The sequence below is a fragment of the Streptomyces sp. NPDC046197 genome, assembly GCF_040646295.1.
Taxonomy (GTDB): Bacteria; Actinomycetota; Actinomycetes; order Streptomycetales; family Streptomycetaceae; genus Streptomyces.
In genome coordinates this window covers 72,961-90,121 of record NZ_JBEYZY010000006.1, presented here as the reverse complement: position 1 = coordinate 90,121, position 17,161 = coordinate 72,961, and the positions used below count along the sequence as shown (strand labels likewise).

Here is a 17,161-nt window from a genome sequence, read left to right as displayed (position 1 = left end):
ATCACTGCCGTCCCACGGCCCTCCGTACGTCTCTACAGGGGCGTGACGTACGCCCCCGCGATTCCCCCGTCGACCAGGAAGTCGGTGGCGTTGACGAAGGAGGAGTCGTCGCTGGCGAGGAAGGCGACCGCGGCGGCGATCTCCTCGGCCTCGGCGAACCGGCCCACCGGGATGTGGACCAGGCGGCGGGCGGCACGCTCGGGATCCTTGGCGAACAGCTCCTGCAGCAGCGGGGTGTTGACCGGCCCCGGGCACAGGGCGTTGACCCGGATGCCCTCGCGGGCGAACTGCACCCCCAGCTCCCGGGACATGGCCAGCACACCGCCCTTGGAGGCGGTGTACGAGATCTGCGAGGTCGCCGCGCCCATCCGGGCCACGAAGGACGCGGTGTTGATGATGGAGCCCCTGCCCCGGCGGCGCATGTAGGGGATGGCGGCCTTGCAGCACAGGTAGACGGAGGTGAGGTTGACCTCCTGGACGCGCTTCCAGGCCTCCAGGCCGGTCTCCAGGATGGAGTCGTCGTCGGGCGGGGAGATACCGGCGTTGTTGAAGGCGATGTCGACGCTGCCGTAGGTGTCGAAGGCCGTCTTGAAGAGGGCCTCGACCTGCTCGGGATCGGTGACGTCGACCTTCACGAAGATCCCGCCGACCTCGTCGGCGGCGGCCTTGCCGCGGGTCTCGTCCACGTCGCCGCAGACGACGCGGGCTCCCTCGGAGGCGAGTCGGCGGGCGGTGGCGAGGCCGATGCCGCTGCCGGCTCCGGTGATGACGGCGGTACGGCCGACCAGGCGGCGGCAGATGGTGTCGGGAGTCTCTGCGGTCACTGTGCGGGGCCCTCCGTGCTGATGAAGACGTTCTTGGTTTCGGTGAAGGCGGTCAGGGCGTCCGGGCCCAGTTCGCGGCCGAGCCCGGACTGTTTGAACCCGCCGAACGGGGTCCAGTAGCGGACGCTGGAGTGGGAGTTGACGGACAGGTTGCCCGCGCGGACGGCACGGGAGACGCGCAGCGCGCGGCCCAGGTCCCGGGTCCACAGGGAGCCTGCCAGGCCGTACGGGGTGTCGTTGGCGAGGCGGATCGCGTCCTCCTCGTCGGTGAACGGCAGGAGCACGGCGACCGGGCCGAAGATCTCCTCGCGAGCCGCCTCGGAGTCGGGCCGCTCCCCCGTGAGCACGGTCGGCGCGAACCAGAAGCCGGGCCCGTCGGGCGCGCTGCCCCGCAGCGCCCGGGCCTCGTCGGGCACGAACGACCGTACCCGGTCCAGTTGCTGACGGGAGATCAGCGGCCCCATCTGTGTCTTCTCGTCGGCGGGGTCGCCCACCACCACGGCCGACAGGGCGTCGGCGAGCAGCTCGTGGACCTCGTCGTAGACGGACTTCTGGACGAGGATCCGGGTGCGGGCGCAGCAGTCCTGGCCGGAGTTGTCCAGGAAGGAGAAGGGGTCGACGGCGGACTTCAGGTCGGCGTCGGCGAAGACGATGTTCGGGCTCTTGCCGCCGAGTTCGAGGGTGACCGGCTTGACCTGCCGGGCGCAGCGCTCCATGACCTCGCGGCCGGTGCGGGTGGAGCCGGTGAACACGATCTTGGCCACGTCGGGGTGGTCGACGAGCGCGCGGCCTGCGACCGCGCCGTACCCGGGCATCACCTGGAAGAGGTGCTCGGGCAGGCCCGCCTCCAGGGCGAGTTCGGCCAGGCGGAGCGCGGTGAGCGGGGTGGTCTCGGCGGGCTTGAGGACGACGGCGTTGCCCGCGGCGAGGGCGGGGAAGGAGCCCCAGGCGGCGATGGGCATCGGGAAGTTCCAGGGGGCGATCACGCCCACCACCCCGAGGGGCTCCTGGAAGGTGACGTCCCAGCCGCCCGTCACGGGAATCTGCCGGCCGAGGAGGCGTTCGGCGCCGCCGGCCGCGTAGAGCAGCAGGTCGCGGGCGTTGCCGGCCTCCCAGCGGGCGTTGCCGAGGAGGTGGCCGGCCTCACGGACCTCCAGCTGTGCCAGTTCCTCGACATGGGCGTCGACGACGTCGGCGAAGCGGCGCAGCAGTCGGGCCCGGTCGGCGGGAGCCGCGGCCGCCCACGCCCGCTGGGCGCCCGCCGCACGGGCGACGGCGCGGGCCACGTCGGCCGCGTCGGCGGCGGGAACGGTGGCGACGACCTCCTCGGTGGCGGGGTTGAGGACGCTGAGGACCTGGGGTGCGGACTGGTCGGACAAGACAGGACCTCTCACATGCGTTCGAAGGAGCGGCGCAGCTCCCAGTCGGTGACCGCGGCGTCGAAGGCGTCGAGCTCGACGCGCGCCATGTTCCGGTAGTGCGCGACGACCTCGTCACCGAAGGCGGCCTTGGCGATCGCGCTGTTCTCCCAGAGCTCGGCGGCCTCGCGGAGCGTGGTCGGCACGTGTGCGAAGTCGGCCGTGTAGGCGTTGCCGGGGCAGGGCTCGGGCAGCTCCAGCTGCTGTTCGACGCCGTACAGGCCGGCCGCCACCAGCCCGGCGACCGCGAGGTACGGGTTGACGTCGCCGCCGGGCAGCCGGTTCTCGAAGCGCAGCGAACGGCCGTGCCCGACCACGCGGAGGGCGCAGGTGCGGTTGTCGTGACCCCAGGCGACGGCGGTCGGGGCGAAGGAGCCGGGCTGGAACCGCTTGTAGGAGTTGATGTGGGGCGCGTAGAGGAGGGAGAACTCGCGGAGCGCGGCGAGCTGTCCGGCGAGGAAGTGCCGCATGGTCTGCGACATCCCCTCGGGACCGGCCATGGCGTTGTTGCCGTCGGCGTCGGTGAGCGAGAGGTGGATGTGGCAGGAATTGCCCTCGCGCTCGTTGTACTTGGCCATGAAGGTCAGGGACACGCCCGCCTGGGCGGCGATCTCCTTGGCGCCGGTCTTGTAGATCGCGTGCTGGTCGCAGGTGACCAGGGCCTCGTCGTAGCGGAAGGCGATCTCGTGCTGGCCGGGGTTGCACTCGCCCTTGGCGGACTCGACGGTGAGGCCGGCCCCGGCCATCTCGTTGCGGATGCGGCGCAGCAGGGGTTCGATACGGCCGGTGCCGAGGACGGAGTAGTCGATGTTGTACTGGTTGGCCGGGGTCAGCCCCCGGTAGTTCGCGTCCCAGGCCTGTTCGTAGGTGTCCTTGAAGACGATGAACTCCAGCTCGGTGCCGACCTGGGCGGTGAGGCCGAGTTCGGCGAGGCGCTCCAGCTGGCGGCGCAGGATCTGGCGGGGGGCGGCGGGGACCGGCGAGCCGTCGGTCAGGGCGAGGTCGGCGACGACCATGGCGGTGCCCGGGTGCCAGGGGATGCGGCGCAGCGTGGCCAGGTCCGGGTGCATGGCGAAGTCGCCGTAGCCGCGGTCCCACGAGGACATGGCGTAGCCGTCGACGGTGTTCATCTCGGCGTCGACGGCGAGCAGGTAGTTGCAGCCCTCGGTGCCGTGGTGGAGCACCTCGTCGAGGAAGAAGCGGGCGGCGAACCGCTTGCCCTGGAGACGCCCTTGCATGTCGGGGAAGGCGAGGACGACAGTGTCGATCTCACCGCTTGCGACGAGGGCGTGCAGCTCCTCGACACTGAGCGGGGGTGTGCGGTCTGCCACGGGAGAGCCTCCTTCGGCTACTTCGGTCAGCCGGGAGCCATAAGGTATTGCCGAGAACCATTGCTTGGGAAGGGGGTGCGGCCGAATGTCGCAGACGGATCCCGGCGCGGGCCCGGGGCGGCTGGACGACCGCCTCACGCCGGTGTTGCGGCCGGTGCGGGCCGGCAACGGCTTCGAGGAGGCGCTGGAGCAGATCCTGCAGGTCGTCCGGCTCGGTCTGGTGCCGGGCGGCGAACGGCTGCCGGCCGAGCGGGTGCTCGCGGAACGGCTGGGGATCAGCCGGGTGACGCTGCGCGAGGTGCTGAAGGTGCTGCAGGACCAGGGGCTGGTCGAGTCGCGGCGCGGTCGCTACGGCGGCACGTTCGTGCTGCCCCGCACGGACGCGGGCGGCGAGGACGAGCTGCGGCGCCGGATCGCCTCGGTCGACATCGAGGACGTGCTGCGCTTTCGCGAAGTGCTGGAGGTCGGCGCGGCGGGCCTGTGCGCGGCGTACGGGCTGACCGGCGAACAGGCGGCCCGGCTGCGGGAGGCACTGGACCGCACGCACGACGCCCCGCTGGCCGACTACCGGCGCCTGGACACGATGCTCCACCTGACCCTGGCGGAGCTGTGCGGCTCGCCGACGCTGACCGCGCAGTACGCGGCGGTCCGGGCCACGGTGAACGATCTGCTCGACTGCATCCCGCTGCTCGTACGGAACCTGGAGCACTCGCAGCGCCAGCACATCGCACTGGTGGAGGCGGTCCTCGACGGGGACGCCGACGGCGCCCGGGAGATGATGCGGGAGCACTGCGCGGGAACGGCGGCCCTGCTGAGGGGCTTCCTGGCGTGAGGCGCGGGCGGCCCGCCGGGGCCGGCGCCAGGTGCGAGCGACCGGCCGGGGCCGGCGTGCGGCGCGGGCGGCCACCCGGGGCAGGGGTTGCCGTCCCGGCCGACCGGACGTAAAGGTATGTTCGTACACCATTGCAGGCCGGGGAGGGACGAGTGACCGGACGACCGCTGATCGGCATCAGTACGTATCTGGAGACCGGCGCGCGCTGGGGGGTGTGGGAGCTGGATGCGGCGCTGCTGCCGGCCGGCTATCCGAGGCTGGTGCAGCGGGCGGGCGGACTCGCCGCGATGCTGCCGCCGGACGAGCCGGAGCAGGCCGCGGCGACCGTGGGCCGCCTCGACGGACTGGTGATCGCGGGCGGCCCGGACGTCGAACCGGTCCGCTACGGCGCGCAGCGCGACCCGCGTACGGGCCCGCCCGCCCCGGCCCGGGACGCATGGGAGCTCGCCCTGATCGACGCCGCCCTGGCCGCCGACGTGCCGCTGCTCGGCATCTGCCGGGGCATGCAGCTGCTGAACGTCGCCCTCGGCGGCACCCTCGTCCAGCACCTGCCCGGGCACGCCGAGGTGGTCGGTGTGTTCGGCGGGCACCCGGTGAAGCCGGTTCCGGGCACGCTCTACGCCGGGCTCGTGCCGGACGAGACGACCGTACCGACCTACCACCACCAGGCGGTCGAGCGCCTCGGCGAGGGCCTGGTCGTCTCGGCGCACGCGGCGGACGGCACGGTGGAGGCCGTCGAGGTGCCGACCGCCGCCTGGGTGCTCGGCGTCCAGTGGCATCCGGAGATGGCCGAGGACCTGCGGGTGATGCGGGGGCTGGTCGGGGCGGCCGCCGCCGGCCGCCCCCGTGCCGGTTCCTGACCGCGGCCGCGCCGCGCGCTCCCGGCCACCCGCGGCACCACGGTCAGCCCGCCGGAACAGGTGGGTGAGTGGGCAGGGAACGGGTGAGGGCGAGCAGGTCGCGCGCCGGGCCGACCGGGCGGTGACCGGCCGGCCAGACCGCCCGCAGGTCGCGTTTGAGCACGGCGCCGTCCACCGGGATGCTCACCAGCCGCCGCAGGGCGAGCTCCTCGCCCACCGCCAGTTCGCTCAGCACCGCGGGGCCGGCCCCGCTCACCGCCGACGCCTTGACCGCCGTCGTCGAGGACAGTTCGATCAGCGGCCGGGCCAGACCGCCGAGTGCGGCGTCCAGGACCTGACGCGTCCCGGAGCCCTTCTCCCGCAGGATCAGCGGGGTCGCCGCCAGTTCGTCCGCCGCCAGCGGGCGACGGCGGCGCGCCCAGGGATGGCCCGGCGCGGTGACCACGATCAGGCGGTCGCGGGCGATCACGGCGGAGTCCAGCCCGGACGGCACTGACACCCCCTCGACGAAGCCGAGGTCCGCCTCGTCTCCGAGCAGCCGCTCCGCGACCGCCGCCGAGTTCCCGGCGAGCAGCGAGACCGCCGTGTCCGGCCGTCGCGCGCGCAGCGCGATCAGCCACCCGGGCAGCAGGTACTCCGCGATCGTCATGCTCGCCGCCACCCGCAGCCGCGAGTCCCGCCGGTCCCGCAGCGCCTGCGCTCCGGCGTCGAACGCCTCCGCCGCCTCCACGACCCGACGCGCCCAGTCGGTCACCAGGGCACCGGTGTCCGTCAGCCGCGAGCCGCGCGGCGAGCGGTCCACCAGCGCCACCCCCAGCTGCCGCTCCATCGAGCGGATCCGGCTGCTGGCGGCCGGCTGCGTGATGCCGAGCTCCCGGGCCGCGGCGCCGAGGCTGCCCAGCCGGGCCACCGCCAGCAGCAGCTCCAGGGCGCCCAGATCCGGCACCCGGTGCGCCAGCGAGCGCGTCACATGGCGCTCTTCTCCGCTCTCATCCTGCCGTCTCATAAATCCAGCTTATGCCCTGATAGAGACAAACCCCCTGGTGGCAGCCGACGGACCGGGCGACCGTGAAGCCATGGTCACCGTCGCCCACCCCTCCCGGCCCACCGAATCCGCCCGGCCTCACGCCGATCCCGCCCACCCCGAGGGGGCGCCCCGGGCACATCGCTTCGCGGCCCTGCGTCACCTCGGACCCAACTGGTACGCCTCCGTCATGGGCACGGCCGCCGTCGCCACGGCGGGTGCCGTGCTCCCGGTCCGACTTCCCGGGCTGCGCACGGCCTGCACCGCCGTGTGGTCCCTCTCGCTCACCCTGCTGGGGGTCCTCCTCGTCGCCCGCGCCCTGCACTGGAGGCACCACCGCGACCAGGCCCGCGCCCATCTCCGCGATCCCGCGACGGCCCCGTTCTACGGCTGTCTCGCGATGGCACTGCTCGCGGTCGGCGCGGGGGCCCAGGCCGTCGGGCGGGACTGGATCGGCACCCGGGCGGCGGTCGTCCTCGACGCCGGGCTGTTCACCGCGGGGACGGCCGTCGCCATCGCGGCTGCGGTCGCGGTGCCGTACCTCTTGACCGTACGTGACCGGGTAGCGCCCCTGGAGGCCACACCGGTGTGGCTGCTGCCGGTCGTCGCCCCCATGGTGTCGGCCGCCGTCGGCCCTGCCCTCGTGGCGCACCTGCCGGCCGGGCAGGCGCGGCAGACCCTGCTCCTGACGTGCGTCGCGATGTTCGGGCTCAGCCTGGTGGCGACCCTCGCCCTGCTGCCGCTCGTCCTCGGACGGCTGCTCACCACCGGGACGCTCCCCCTCGCCCTGACTCCGACGCTGTTTCTGGTCCTGGGTCCGCTCGGGCAGTCCACGACCGCCGTCGGCACCTTCGCGGACGTGGCACCCGGCGTCGTACGGGCCCCGTACGGCCACGGCTTCGGCACCCTTGCCGTCCTCTACGGCGTCCCGGTCATGGGTTTCGCGCTGTTCTGGCTCGTTCTGGCCGCGGCCCACGTCCTGCGGGCCCGGCGCCGCGGCATGGGCTTCACGATGACGTGGTGGGCGTTCACGTTCCCGGTCGGCACCTGTGTCACCGGCGCCGTGGCCCTGGCCCGGCACACCGGGCTCCTCGTCTACGACGGGCTCGCCGTCGGCCTCTGCGGTCTTCTCGCGACCGGCTGGCTCGCCGCGGCCACGCACACGGTCCGTGGGCTCGTCAGCGGTGCGCTGCTCGCAGCGCCTCCCGCAGCACCCCCGGCGCCTCGGCCAGCGACGGCCCGTACCACGTCAGGTGCCGCCCGCTGACCAGCGCGCACCTCAGTCCGGCGAAGGCCTCGGGACCGTCGTCGGCGGTGAAGCGGTAGGGCTCGTCGGGCAGGACGACGACGTCCGGGGCCGCCTCCCGCAGTTCCTGAAGGGAGATCCGTGGGTAGCGTTCGGCATGGTGCGCGTAGAGGTGGTCGATGCCGAGGCGGGCCAGTACGTTCCCCGCGAAGGTGTCCCGGCCCAGCACCATCCACGGTCGCCGCCAGATGGGGACGACGGCGGTCGTACGGCGCTCCGGCTGCGGCAGCGACGACCAGGCCTCCTCCGCCTCGTCCAGCCAGCGCGGCCGCCGGGCGGCACCGCACGCCGCCAGCACCCGCGCCAGCTCCCGGAACGCCTGCTCCACGTCCCGCACCTCGGTGACGAGCACCTCCAGCCCCGCGGCGCGCAGGGCCTCGAGGTCGGGCGCCCGGTTCTCCTCCTCGTTGGCGACGACCAGGTCGGGGGCGAGGGCGATGATCCGGTCGACCGCGGGGTTCTTGGTGCCGCCGACGCGCGTGGCCGCCAGTCCGGCCGGACGGGTGCACCAGTCCGTGACTCCGACCAGGGCGGAAGGGGGCAGCGAGGCCGCCACCGCCTCGGTCAGCGAGGGCACCAGGGAGACCACCCGCATCAGCGCGGCCGGTCCTGGACCGCCTCGATGTGCTCGGCCACCGCGACCACGATCACGCGCGTGTCCGGCACGGTGGCCCGCCAGCGGTGGCGCACCCCGCCGGTCAGGTACATGGTGTCGCCCCGCCCCAGCCGGTAGGCACGGCCCTCCGCCTCGATCTCCACCCCGCCGTCGGCGACGTACATCAACTCGTCGTTGCGGTGCTGGAATTCACGGCCCGCGTCATGGTCGCCGGTGAACTCGGAGGCGAGCAGTTGATGGTGACCGCGCACCAGGGAGCGCACCAGGGGTTGGGGCTCCAGCTCGGTGACGTCGGCGCGCACGACGTCGACGCTGCACGCCGGGTCGGCCGCGGCCAGCAGCTCCACGGCGGTGGTGCGCAGGGCGTCGGCCACCTTCTCCAGGGAGCTGCGGCTGGGGCGGGCCCGGTCGTTCTCCACCTGGCTCAGGAAGGGAACGGACAGGCCGCTGCGCTCGGCCACGACGGCGAGGGTGAGCTCCAGCGCGCGGCGGCGGCGCCGCACGGCCGCGCCCACCCGAAGGGGCTGTTCTTTGTGGTCGCCCATCGCTCCGGCTCCCTCCTTCGCTCGTCGGTCCGGTTGTCCGTGTTCGGCTGCCGCCCCGTATCCAGGCGCACCGCGTGCAATGGCTTCTCTGCACCCTACGCATGTTCGGCAAACCGTTTCATGCGGCCGCCACTTCCCCGTCACCTCACGTGAGGTACGACCCCACAGTTCGCGCCAGTCGATCAGCCCTCCTTCGCACCGGGCGCGGACCCCGCCGCCGGGACGAACCGGCTGACCAGCGGGCCCCGGGTACGCGGGCGAGCGGCGTCACCCGCCCCCGGCGCGGGAGGCGCCGTCGTCCGGTTCGCCCCGCTCGGGCTCCTCGTCATGGTCCGCCCGCCCGCCCGCAGTCCCGGGCACGGGGCTTACGCCATGGCGGTGATCTGGGGTGATCCGGGGTGACATGCCGAGTGGTGAACTCCCGTACCGCAGCCTCCGGTTGCCGGCAACCGCACGGTGGACGCACAGCGCGTCGAACCGGTCACCGGCGCTGCCGGTCGACGAGCGGACAAGCTCAGGCAATGGCGTCGCTCTGCGTGGTTGGCCGGATCCTTACCGTAGGCGACGCGCGGCGTCCACCGGAACACCAGAGGCAGGCGAGGGGGCATCCACCGGGAGGGCGGGCGGCGGCGAGGGCACGTCCACCAGAAGAGCCCGCGGTGAGGACACGTATCAGTTGACATGGGCAACCACCCTCGGCCCGACGCGACGCCCACCCAGGGCCCCCGCTTCCATGCCGACGAGTGACTGTCGGTGCCGTGCGGCATGATGCGAGGCGTGACCGGACGACTGATGCTTCTCGACACCGCCTCCCTGTACTTCCGCGCCTACTTCGGCGTACCGGAGTCGATCAGGGCTCCGGACGGCACGCCGGTCAACGCCGTGCGCGGGCTGCTCGACTTCATCGACCGCCTGGTCAAGGACCACCGCCCCGAACGTCTGGTGGCCTGCATGGACGCGGACTGGCGGCCCCGGTGGCGGGTCGACCTCATCCCCTCCTACAAGGCGCACCGAGTCGCCGAGGAGCATGAGAGCGGCCCGGACGAGGAGGAGGTGCCGGACACGCTGTCGCCCCAGGTCCCGGTCATCGAGGCCGTGCTGGACGCCGTGGGCATCGCGCGCGTGGGCGTCGAGGGGTACGAGGCGGACGACGTCATCGGCACGTTCACGGCCCGCGCCGAGGGCCCGGTGGACATCGTCACCGGCGACCGGGACCTGTACCAACTGGTGGACGACGCGCGCCGGGTGCGGGTGCTGTACCCGGTCAAGGGCGTGGGCACGCTGCAGACCACCGACGAGGCGGTGCTGCTGGCGAAGTATGGGGTGGACGGCAGCGGGTACGCGGATCTGGCGCTGCTGCGCGGCGACCCCAGCGACGGGCTGCCGGGCGTGCCCGGCATCGGGGAGAAGACGGCGGCCAGGCTGCTCGCCGATTTCGGCGACCTGCCGGGGATCATGGCGGCGGTCGACGACCCCGGGGCGAAGCTCACCCCGTCTCAGCGCAGGCGGCTCGACGAGGCGCGGCCGTACCTCGCGGTGGCGCCGCAGGTGGTGCGCGTGGCCGCCGACGTCCCGCTGCCGGACGTCGACACGGCACTGCCCCGCGCGCCCCGCGATCCGGTGGCGCTGGGGGAGCTGGCGGAGCGCTGGGGGCTGGGGGGTTCTCTGCAGCGGCTGCTCACCACGCTGGGGACCTGACGGCTCCGCCCCCGCGCGCCCGCGAAGTCCTCGGCGAGAGAGACGGGAGAGGTGTCGATTGAGGGAAGGTGCTAACTTAGGTAAGCCTAAGCGAGGGGAACAGGGAGGCCGTCATGGCAGAACGTCCGGCGCGTAAGCCCCGGAAGGCACATTCCGCGCAGGTCGTCCGCACCGAACGGCTCACTCCACACATGCAGCGCGTGGTGCTCGGTGGCCCGGGCCTCTCGGACTTCGCGGCCGACACGTACACGGACCACTATGTGAAGCTGCTGTTCCCGGCCGACGGCGTCACCTATCCCGAGCCCTTCGACATGGAGCGCATCCGGGAGGAGTTTCCGCGCGAGCAGTGGCCGGTGACCCGGACGTACACGATCCGCGCCTGGGATCCCGAACACCGCGAGCTGACCCTGGACTTCGTCGTGCACGGCGACGAGGGTCTCGCCGGACCGTGGGCGCTGCGTGTCCGGCCGGGCGAGACCGTGCGGTTCATGGGCCCCGGCGGCGCCTACGCCCCGGACGCGAGCGCCGACTGGCATCTCCTCGCCGGGGACGAGAGCGCACTGCCCGCGATCGCCCGGTCCCTGGAAGCGCTGCCCGAGGGCGCCAGGGCCCATGCCTTCATCGAGGTCGCCGGGCCCGGGGAGGAGCAGAAGATCGACTCCGACGTGGCGGTGGTCTGGCTGCACCGCGGCGAGCGGCCCGTGGGCGAGGCACTGGTGGAGGCCGTACGGGCGCTGGAGTTCCCCGAGGGCCGGGTGCACGCGTTCGTGCACGGTGAGGCCGCGTTCGTGAAGGAGTTGCGCCGGCTGCTGCGGGTCGAGCACCGCATTCCGCGCGAGGACCTGTCGATCTCCGGCTACTGGCGCCTGGGCCACAACGAGGACGGCTGGCAGGCCTCCAAGCGGGACTGGAACGCGCGTATCGAGGTCGAGCAGGAGGGTGCGGCGTCGGCCGCATGAGTCCACCTCGGCCGTGTGGAGCGGCGGCATCCTTCGGGATGCCGCCGCTTCGCCGTGCCAGGGGCGTTCGCCGGGCTCACACCGACCGCTGGTAGGACCGGAACGTCCGGATCGACAGCCACACGGCGGCCACGGCCAGGCCCAGCAGCGCACCCGACCGGCTGAGCACGACGCTCCAGTCCGGATGCTCGGCCAGCGCGGAACGGCCTGCGACCATCGCCCAGTTGAGCGGGTTGAAGTCGGCGATGTGGCGCATCCAGGACGGCATCCGGGACGGAGCCATGAAGGCGGACGACAGGAAGGTCAGCGGCAGCAGGAGGAAGGTGTTGATCCCGATGATCGACTCCCGCTCCCGCACCAGCATGCCCAGCGCGTTGGACAGCGCCCCGAAGACCGTGCCCAGCAGCACCGAGGCGAGGACCAGGATCGCGACACCGCCGATGCCGCCGCGGTAGTCGGCGCCGCCCAGCCGCCCGAGCAGCACGATGACCACCGACTGCAGGGCGGTGACCAGCCCGTTGTTGACGACGTTGCCGTTCATGAGGGCGGCGCGGCTGACCGGTGTGGTCAGGAAGCGGTTGAGGGTGCCGCGCTGGATCTCCTCCAGCGTGCCCATGCCCGCCCACATGCTGGAGCTGAGGGCGCTCATCACGACCACGCCCGGCACCAGGTAGTCCAGGTACGAGGTGGTGCCGAAGCCGCCGAGTTCCACGACCTTCTTGAACAGGCTGCCGAACAGGAACAGCCAGATCACCGGCTGGATCAGGGTGATGACCGCGTACGCGGGCTGGCGTGCGAAGACCATCAGCTGGCGCTGGGTCATGTACCAGGTCTGGGAGACGGCGGTGCTCATCGCACACCTCCGGCGAGGGCGAGGGCGTCGGTGGTGCCGGCTTCGGCCGCGACATAGCGTCGGCCGGCGTGGCGGAGGTAGACGTCGTCGAGCGAGGGGCGGGCGACGGTCGCCGAGGCGACGGTCACCCCGGCGCGTTCGAGTGCGGCGAGGAGTGCGGGCATCGCGGCGGCTCCGTCGTCGGCGCGGGCGCTGATCCGGCGTCCCTCGATCAGGATGTCGTGCACTCCCGGCAGCGCGCGAAGCGTGCTCGTCAGCAGCGTACGGCCGGCCTCGCCGACCGCCTCGCGCAGCTCCATGTGGACGGCGTCGCCGCGGAGTTCGCCCTTGAGGGAGTGGGGGGTGCCCTCCACGACGATCCGGCCGCGGTCGACGATCGCGATGCGCTCGGCGAGCCGGTCGGCCTCTTCCAGGTAGTGCGTGGTGAGCAGAATGGTCAGCCCCTCCTCGCCGGCGAGGCGGCCGATCTCGTCCCACATCGCGGCACGGGCCTCGGGGTCGAGGCCGGTGGTGGGCTCGTCGAGGAACAGCACCTCGGGCCGGTGCACCAGGCCCAGGGCCACGTCGAGGCGGCGCCGCATGCCGCCGGAGTAGCCTTTGACCGGCCGTTTCGCCGCGTCGGTGAGCGTGAAGCGCTCCAGGAGCTCGTCGACGCGCCGGTTGAGCCGGGCGCCCCGCAAACCGTGGAGCCTGCCCTGGAGTTGGAGGTTCTCGCGGCCGGTGGCCACCGGGTCGGCACCGGAGCTCTGCGCGACCACGCCGATCGCCCGCCGTACCCGGTCGGGGTGGCGCAGCACGTCGTGGCCGGCCACGGTCGCCGAGCCGGAGTCGGGGCGGGCCAGGGTGGTGAGGATCTTGACGGTGGTGGACTTGCCGGCGCCATTGGGGCCGAGGAGCCCGAAGACGGTGCCGGGTTCGACGGTGATGTCCATGCCCCCCAGGGCGGTGACGTCACCGGGATAGGTCTTGACCAGCTGACGCGCCGCGACAGCGGGCGCACGGGTATCGCTCATGGCGGAGCTCTCCTGGAGGTGTGAGAAGTGATCCACGTGAAGAGCGCCGGGCTATCCTGGGTGTGCCGCACCTCGATCACCCGGATGTGCCTCACGGTGGATTCGGCTCGGGGTTCGAGACCCTGGCGGGACTGCTGCAACAGTCCTGCCGGGGTCTTTTCTCAGCTGCTTCGCCGGGTCAGGTCTCGGTCCCGGGCGCCTCCAGGTCCTGGAAGTCGAGCGGAATCTCGCCCGTCTCGTGGAACCGCCGCCAGGCCTCGATGCCGGGCAGGGAGCCGTTCCTCAGCTCGTCGAGGAATCCGCGCACCCACTGCGCCTGCGCCTCGACCATGTGCACCTGGTACTCGGTCTCCACCAGGAAGAGCCGTGGCAGTGTCTCGTACAGCTTCTCCAGGGCCCCTCGCCCACTGGCCGCCTGCACCTCCAGGGCGCCCAACCGCTCCTCGAGGAGCCGCACGACGTCGTCCGGGTGCAGGACGCCCATGAGGGACAGGGCCGTTTCGAAGATCGGGAACTCCTTGACCGGGACGGCCATCAGGTCGGACATCCACTCGGTCATCTCCTGGCGCCCGGCGTCGGTGAGCCCGTAGATCGTGCGCTCGGGGCGGTTGCCCTGCCGCTCGACATCGGTGACCTCGACGAAGCCGTGCTTCTCGAGGCTCTGCACGACGGTGTAGAGGGAGCCGTAGTTGATCTTCGTGCTGGTGTCCTTGCCCTGGCGGCGCAGGGTCTGGGCGATCTCGTACGGATGCATCGGCTTCTGCGAGAGGGTCGCCAGCACGGCGAGCGCCAGTGGGTTGCCGAGCTTGCGGCGCTTCATCGCCACGATGATCACCTCGCTTCCGAATATCCGCGGCCGAACATATCGCGATCTCACCGCGTCGGTCAATACACACGACATATCGCGACCAGAGACGCCGGGAACCGGCACCGCAGGCCTGAGCTGCCGGTTTGTGCGACCGTTGTAAGGGGAGCAGATCGCTACCGGAGGGAGGAGCGACGATGGCCGGCTCCGAAACGCTGGACCGCGGCACCTGGGAGACAGTTCTCAACCAGATGACCGAGGAACACGACGGGGAATCCGTCAGCATCGAAGTACTGGACCCCGAGGTCGGGCATCAGTACGAGGCCGAGCGGCTGCCCTTCGGCACCCTCACCTACGACCCGAAGGACGACATCGTGGCCGTCTCCGTCGGCGGACGGTCGGCACGCTACCCGGTCGTCCTGCGGCACCTGGTGTCGCATCCCAGGGAGGTCGACGTCACCACCCAGGACATACCCGAGCCGGCGGTCCGGATCGTCGACCAGGACGGCACCGCCACCCTGATCACCTTCTTCCCGCAGGAGTCCGGCACCGGCTCCTGACCCCGGGCCGGCCCCGCCTCACGGCCGCGGCCGTCACGGCACCTCGTACGCTGGGCCGTGATGCGACGCAAGACCCGGATCCCGTCCCCGCCCCTGCCGCAGCGCCACGGGGTGGACCCGGTGCGGGTGCGGCTGCCCGCCTGCGGCCCCTGGGCCACCGTGCGCGAACACCTGGTGGAGCGGCTGTCGGGGGCGGCCCCCGGGGTGGTCGAGGGGATGTTCGGCGCGGGGCTGATCGTCGGCGCCGACGGGCGGGCGGTGGCGCCGGACGCCCCGTTCGCGCCGGGGATGTTCGTGTGGTTCCACCGGGAACTGCCCGCCGAGGTGCAGGTGCCGTTCCCGGTGCGGGTCGTCCACCGCGACGAGCACATCGTCGTCGTGGACAAGCCGCACTTCCTCGCCACCACGCCCCGGGGCAGCCACGTCACTCAGACCGCGCTCGCCCGGCTGCGCGAGGAGCTGGGCATTCCCACACTCAGCGCCGCGCACCGCCTGGACCGGCTCACGGCCGGGCTGGTGCTGTTCACGGTGCGCCCCGCCGAACGCGGCGCCTACCAGACGCTGTTCGGTGACCGGCGGGTCCGCAAGGAGTACGAGGCCGTGGCGCCGTACCAGCCCGCTCTCGCCCTGCCACTCACCGTGCGCAGCCGCATCGTGAAGGAGCGCGGGGTGCTCACCGCCCGGGAGGTGGCGGGAGAGCCGAACGCGGTCACCCACGTGGAGCTGATCGAGCACCGTGCGGACGGGCTCGCCCGCTACCGGCTGCTGCCCGGCACCGGGCAGACGCACCAACTACGGGTGCACATGAGCGGGTTGGGCGTGCCCATCCTCGGTGATCCGCTCTACCCGGTGGTGACCGGTCCCGTGCCGGCCGGTGACTTCCGGCGTCCGCTGCAACTACTGGCGCGGGCGCTGGAGTTCACCGATCCGGTCACGGGGGTGGAGCACCGGCTGCGCAGCGGCCGGACCCTCGCGGCCTGGTCCGACCACGGCGAGTGGGCCGGTCAGTAACCGCGCCACCAGCGCAGGAAGCGCTGCCAGGCACCCTTCGGGCGGGCCGGTCCGGCCGGCGGCCGGGCATCCGGCGCGGCAGGCGCCGCGGGCTCCGGCTGCGGCACCGCCGCCACCGGCACCGGTTCGGCAGCGGGTGCGGGCTTCGGCCGGCCGATTCCGATCTCCCAGGTGGCGCGCTGCTGCGGCACCGCTGCCGTGCCGGGACTCGGCTTCGCCATCACGTCCTGCGGCGCCCGCGGCGTGAACCGCACCGGCAGCTCCACCAGGTGCTGCGAGGCGATCGACTCCGTGTAGTGCAGCTCCTCCTCGTCGCAGTCGAGCTGCACGTCCGGCAGCCGCATCAGCAGCGCGTCGACACCGACGTCGGCGATGGCACGGCCGATGTCCTGGCCCGGGCACTCGTGCGGACCGCCGCCGAAGGCGAGGTGGGAGCGGTTGCCCTGCATGTTGGCCGTCGGGTCGGGGCGGACACGCGGGTCGACGTTGCCGGGGGCGATGCCGAACAGCAGCCCGTCGCCCTTGCGGATGCGCTTGCCGCCCAGCTCCGTCTCCTGCTTGGCGAAGTAGCCGAACACGGTGCTGAACGGCGGCTCGTCCCACAGGGACTGCTCGACCGCCTCCGGCACGGTCATCTGCCCGCCGCTGAGCTGGGCGCGGAATCCCGGCTCGGTGAGCACCCGGCGCAGCACGTTGGCCAGGAGGTTGGCGGTGGCCTCGTAGGCGGCGATGAGCACCACCCTCAGGTGCTGGCCGATCTCGTCGTCGGTCAGCCGGGCCGGGTGGTTGATGAGGTGACTGGTGAAGTCGTCCTGGGCATCGGCACGGCGGCGGGCGGTGAGCCGCGACAGGCAGCCCATGATGTACTCGTTGCTGGCGATCGCGGTCTCGGTGCCCTTGAGCATGTCGCGGGCGGCCTGCACGATCCTCTCGTTGTACTCGTCCGGCATGCCGAGGACCTCGCACATCACGGCCATCGGCAGGTGCTCGGCGAACTGGGGGACGAGGTCGGCCCGGCCCTCCTCGCAGAACTCGTTGACGAGGCGCTGGGTGTAGCGGCCGATCTGGCGGCGCAGGCCCCGGTGGTCGATGGTCGACATGGCACCGGTGACCGCACCGCGCAGCCGCTTGTGCTCGTCGCCCTCGGCATGGGAGCAGATGGGCTGCCAGGCGATGTGCGGCATGAGCGGGTGGTCGGGTTTGACCATGCCGTCCTTGAGCGGGGTCCAGATGCGGCTGTCCCGCGTGTACTGCGAGGGCGTACGCACCAGGTGCAGGTTCTCGGCGTGGCCGAGGACGACCCACATCGGCACGTCGTCGTGGAGCAGCACGGGCGCCACCGGGCCGTGCTGTTCCCGGAGCTCCGCGTACAGCGCTCGGAGGTCCTCCGCCTCGTGGAGCCGGTGCAGTCCCCCGGGCCCGAGGCCGTGCGCGGGACAGCCGGGAGGCGGACCGAGCGTGAGGTCGTCCGGACCGGTCAGGGAGTGGGGTTCAGGCGTCACAGTG

General features: G+C 72.5%; 17 protein-coding genes. 7 read left to right on the top strand and 10 right to left on the bottom strand.

Annotated elements, in window-relative coordinates:
- Positions 1 to 32: 32 nt before the first annotated feature.
- Genes AB0A61_RS10725 through AB0A61_RS10715 form a run of 3 tightly spaced genes read right to left on the bottom strand, consistent with a single transcriptional unit; the run spans position 33 to position 3,573 of the window.
- Positions 33 to 824, bottom strand: a complete 792-nt coding sequence (locus tag AB0A61_RS10725) for a 3-oxoacyl-ACP reductase (RefSeq protein ID WP_361289400.1) — start codon at positions 822 to 824, stop codon at positions 33 to 35.
- Positions 821 to 2,203 (bottom strand): aldehyde dehydrogenase family protein, encoded by a 1,383-nt coding sequence (locus AB0A61_RS10720; RefSeq protein ID WP_361289397.1) that lies wholly within the window; start codon positions 2,201 to 2,203, stop codon positions 821 to 823. The genes AB0A61_RS10725 and AB0A61_RS10720 overlap by 4 nt, the downstream gene beginning before the upstream one ends.
- Positions 2,204 to 2,214: 11 nt before the next feature.
- Positions 2,215 to 3,573 (bottom strand): glutamine synthetase family protein, encoded by a 1,359-nt coding sequence (locus AB0A61_RS10715; protein ID WP_361289394.1) that lies wholly within the window; start codon positions 3,571 to 3,573, stop codon positions 2,215 to 2,217.
- An 85-nt stretch (positions 3,574 to 3,658) separates the two neighbouring features.
- On the opposite strand from AB0A61_RS10715, the gene AB0A61_RS10710 reads away from it, so the two are divergent.
- Both AB0A61_RS10710 and AB0A61_RS10705 read left to right on the top strand, forming a co-directional pair.
- A complete protein-coding gene (locus AB0A61_RS10710) occupies positions 3,659 to 4,405 on the top strand; it encodes an FCD domain-containing protein (protein ID WP_361289391.1) in 747 nt (248 codons plus the stop codon).
- 152 nt (positions 4,406 to 4,557) lie between these two features.
- The gene (locus AB0A61_RS10705; protein WP_361289388.1) at positions 4,558 to 5,265 is read left to right on the top strand and encodes a gamma-glutamyl-gamma-aminobutyrate hydrolase family protein; all 708 of its coding nucleotides are present in this window, start codon (positions 4,558 to 4,560) and stop codon (positions 5,263 to 5,265) included.
- A gap of 43 nt (positions 5,266 to 5,308) precedes the next feature.
- Here AB0A61_RS10705 and AB0A61_RS10700 read toward each other — a convergent pair whose 3' ends face one another.
- The gene (locus AB0A61_RS10700; protein WP_361289385.1) at positions 5,309 to 6,271 is read right to left on the bottom strand and encodes a LysR family transcriptional regulator; all 963 of its coding nucleotides are present in this window, start codon (positions 6,269 to 6,271) and stop codon (positions 5,309 to 5,311) included.
- Between the two features lie 70 nt (positions 6,272 to 6,341).
- Between AB0A61_RS10700 and AB0A61_RS10695 the strand changes: the two genes are divergently transcribed.
- On the top strand, positions 6,342 to 7,556 hold the full coding sequence (locus tag AB0A61_RS10695; protein WP_361290008.1) for a TDT family transporter: 1,215 nt from the start codon (positions 6,342 to 6,344) through the stop codon (positions 7,554 to 7,556).
- Here the strand turns inward: AB0A61_RS10695 and AB0A61_RS10690 are convergent.
- Both AB0A61_RS10690 and AB0A61_RS10685 read right to left on the bottom strand, forming a co-directional pair.
- Complete coding sequence (locus tag AB0A61_RS10690) at positions 7,468 to 8,190, bottom strand: helical backbone metal receptor (protein ID WP_361289382.1); 723 nt, start codon at positions 8,188 to 8,190, stop codon at positions 7,468 to 7,470. The genes AB0A61_RS10695 and AB0A61_RS10690 overlap by 89 nt on opposite strands.
- Entirely contained in the window at positions 8,190 to 8,756 is a 567-nt protein-coding gene (locus AB0A61_RS10685) for an XRE family transcriptional regulator (RefSeq protein WP_361289379.1), read from the bottom strand. Before AB0A61_RS10685 ends, AB0A61_RS10690 begins: the two co-directional genes overlap by 1 nt.
- A gap of 765 nt (positions 8,757 to 9,521) precedes the next feature.
- Between AB0A61_RS10685 and AB0A61_RS10680 the strand changes: the two genes are divergently transcribed.
- Together AB0A61_RS10680 and AB0A61_RS10675 are read left to right on the top strand one after the other, a co-directional pair.
- Positions 9,522 to 10,454 (top strand): 5'-3' exonuclease, encoded by a 933-nt coding sequence (locus AB0A61_RS10680; RefSeq protein ID WP_361289376.1) that lies wholly within the window; start codon positions 9,522 to 9,524, stop codon positions 10,452 to 10,454.
- A 113-nt stretch (positions 10,455 to 10,567) separates the two neighbouring features.
- Positions 10,568 to 11,413: a siderophore-interacting protein gene (locus AB0A61_RS10675; protein WP_361289373.1), complete on the top strand. Its 846-nt coding sequence runs from the start codon at positions 10,568 to 10,570 to the stop codon at positions 11,411 to 11,413.
- 76 nt (positions 11,414 to 11,489) lie between these two features.
- On the opposite strand, the gene AB0A61_RS10670 is transcribed toward AB0A61_RS10675, so the two are convergent.
- From AB0A61_RS10670 to AB0A61_RS10660, 3 genes are all read right to left on the bottom strand, one after another.
- Positions 11,490 to 12,266: an ABC transporter permease gene (locus tag AB0A61_RS10670; RefSeq protein ID WP_361289370.1), complete on the bottom strand. Its 777-nt coding sequence runs from the start codon at positions 12,264 to 12,266 to the stop codon at positions 11,490 to 11,492.
- Complete coding sequence (locus AB0A61_RS10665) at positions 12,263 to 13,279, bottom strand: ATP-binding cassette domain-containing protein (protein ID WP_361289367.1); 1,017 nt, start codon at positions 13,277 to 13,279, stop codon at positions 12,263 to 12,265. The genes AB0A61_RS10670 and AB0A61_RS10665 overlap by 4 nt, the downstream gene beginning before the upstream one ends.
- A gap of 178 nt (positions 13,280 to 13,457) precedes the next feature.
- Entirely contained in the window at positions 13,458 to 14,099 is a 642-nt protein-coding gene (locus AB0A61_RS10660) for a PadR family transcriptional regulator (RefSeq protein WP_361290005.1), read from the bottom strand.
- 182 nt (positions 14,100 to 14,281) lie between these two features.
- Between AB0A61_RS10660 and AB0A61_RS10655 the strand changes: the two genes are divergently transcribed.
- Both AB0A61_RS10655 and AB0A61_RS10650 read left to right on the top strand, forming a co-directional pair.
- Positions 14,282 to 14,644 carry a DUF5335 family protein gene (locus AB0A61_RS10655; RefSeq protein WP_361289364.1) on the top strand — a complete coding sequence of 121 codons (363 nt, stop codon included), beginning with the start codon at positions 14,282 to 14,284 and terminating at the stop codon, positions 14,642 to 14,644.
- 60 nt (positions 14,645 to 14,704) lie between these two features.
- Positions 14,705 to 15,655 carry an RluA family pseudouridine synthase gene (locus AB0A61_RS10650; RefSeq protein ID WP_361289361.1) on the top strand — a complete coding sequence of 317 codons (951 nt, stop codon included), beginning with the start codon at positions 14,705 to 14,707 and terminating at the stop codon, positions 15,653 to 15,655.
- On the opposite strand, the gene AB0A61_RS10645 is transcribed toward AB0A61_RS10650, so the two are convergent.
- Complete coding sequence (locus AB0A61_RS10645) at positions 15,649 to 17,157, bottom strand: cytochrome P450 (RefSeq protein WP_361289358.1); 1,509 nt, start codon at positions 17,155 to 17,157, stop codon at positions 15,649 to 15,651. The genes AB0A61_RS10650 and AB0A61_RS10645 overlap by 7 nt on opposite strands.
- Positions 17,158 to 17,161: the final 4 nt, after the last annotated feature.

Excerpts from the sequence above, each read along its gene's own strand:
- AB0A61_RS10710 (WP_361289391.1), top strand. The coding sequence starts at position 3,659 with ATGTCGCAGACGGATCCCGGCGCGGGCCCGGGGCGGCTGGACGACCGC.
- AB0A61_RS10700 (WP_361289385.1), bottom strand. The coding sequence starts at position 6,271 with ATGAGACGGCAGGATGAGAGCGGAGAAGAGCGCCATGTGACGCGCTCG.
- AB0A61_RS10695 (WP_361290008.1), top strand. The coding sequence starts at position 6,342 with ATGGTCACCGTCGCCCACCCCTCCCGGCCCACCGAATCCGCCCGGCCT.
- AB0A61_RS10690 (WP_361289382.1), bottom strand. The coding sequence starts at position 8,190 with ATGCGGGTGGTCTCCCTGGTGCCCTCGCTGACCGAGGCGGTGGCGGCC.
- AB0A61_RS10685 (WP_361289379.1), bottom strand. The coding sequence starts at position 8,756 with ATGGGCGACCACAAAGAACAGCCCCTTCGGGTGGGCGCGGCCGTGCGG.
- AB0A61_RS10680 (WP_361289376.1), top strand. The coding sequence starts at position 9,522 with ATGATGCGAGGCGTGACCGGACGACTGATGCTTCTCGACACCGCCTCC.
- AB0A61_RS10675 (WP_361289373.1), top strand. The coding sequence starts at position 10,568 with ATGGCAGAACGTCCGGCGCGTAAGCCCCGGAAGGCACATTCCGCGCAG.
- AB0A61_RS10670 (WP_361289370.1), bottom strand. The coding sequence starts at position 12,266 with ATGAGCACCGCCGTCTCCCAGACCTGGTACATGACCCAGCGCCAGCTG.
- AB0A61_RS10665 (WP_361289367.1), bottom strand. The coding sequence starts at position 13,279 with ATGAGCGATACCCGTGCGCCCGCTGTCGCGGCGCGTCAGCTGGTCAAG.
- AB0A61_RS10660 (WP_361290005.1), bottom strand. The coding sequence starts at position 14,099 with ATGAAGCGCCGCAAGCTCGGCAACCCACTGGCGCTCGCCGTGCTGGCG.
- AB0A61_RS10655 (WP_361289364.1), top strand. The coding sequence starts at position 14,282 with ATGGCCGGCTCCGAAACGCTGGACCGCGGCACCTGGGAGACAGTTCTC.
- AB0A61_RS10650 (WP_361289361.1), top strand. The coding sequence starts at position 14,705 with ATGCGACGCAAGACCCGGATCCCGTCCCCGCCCCTGCCGCAGCGCCAC.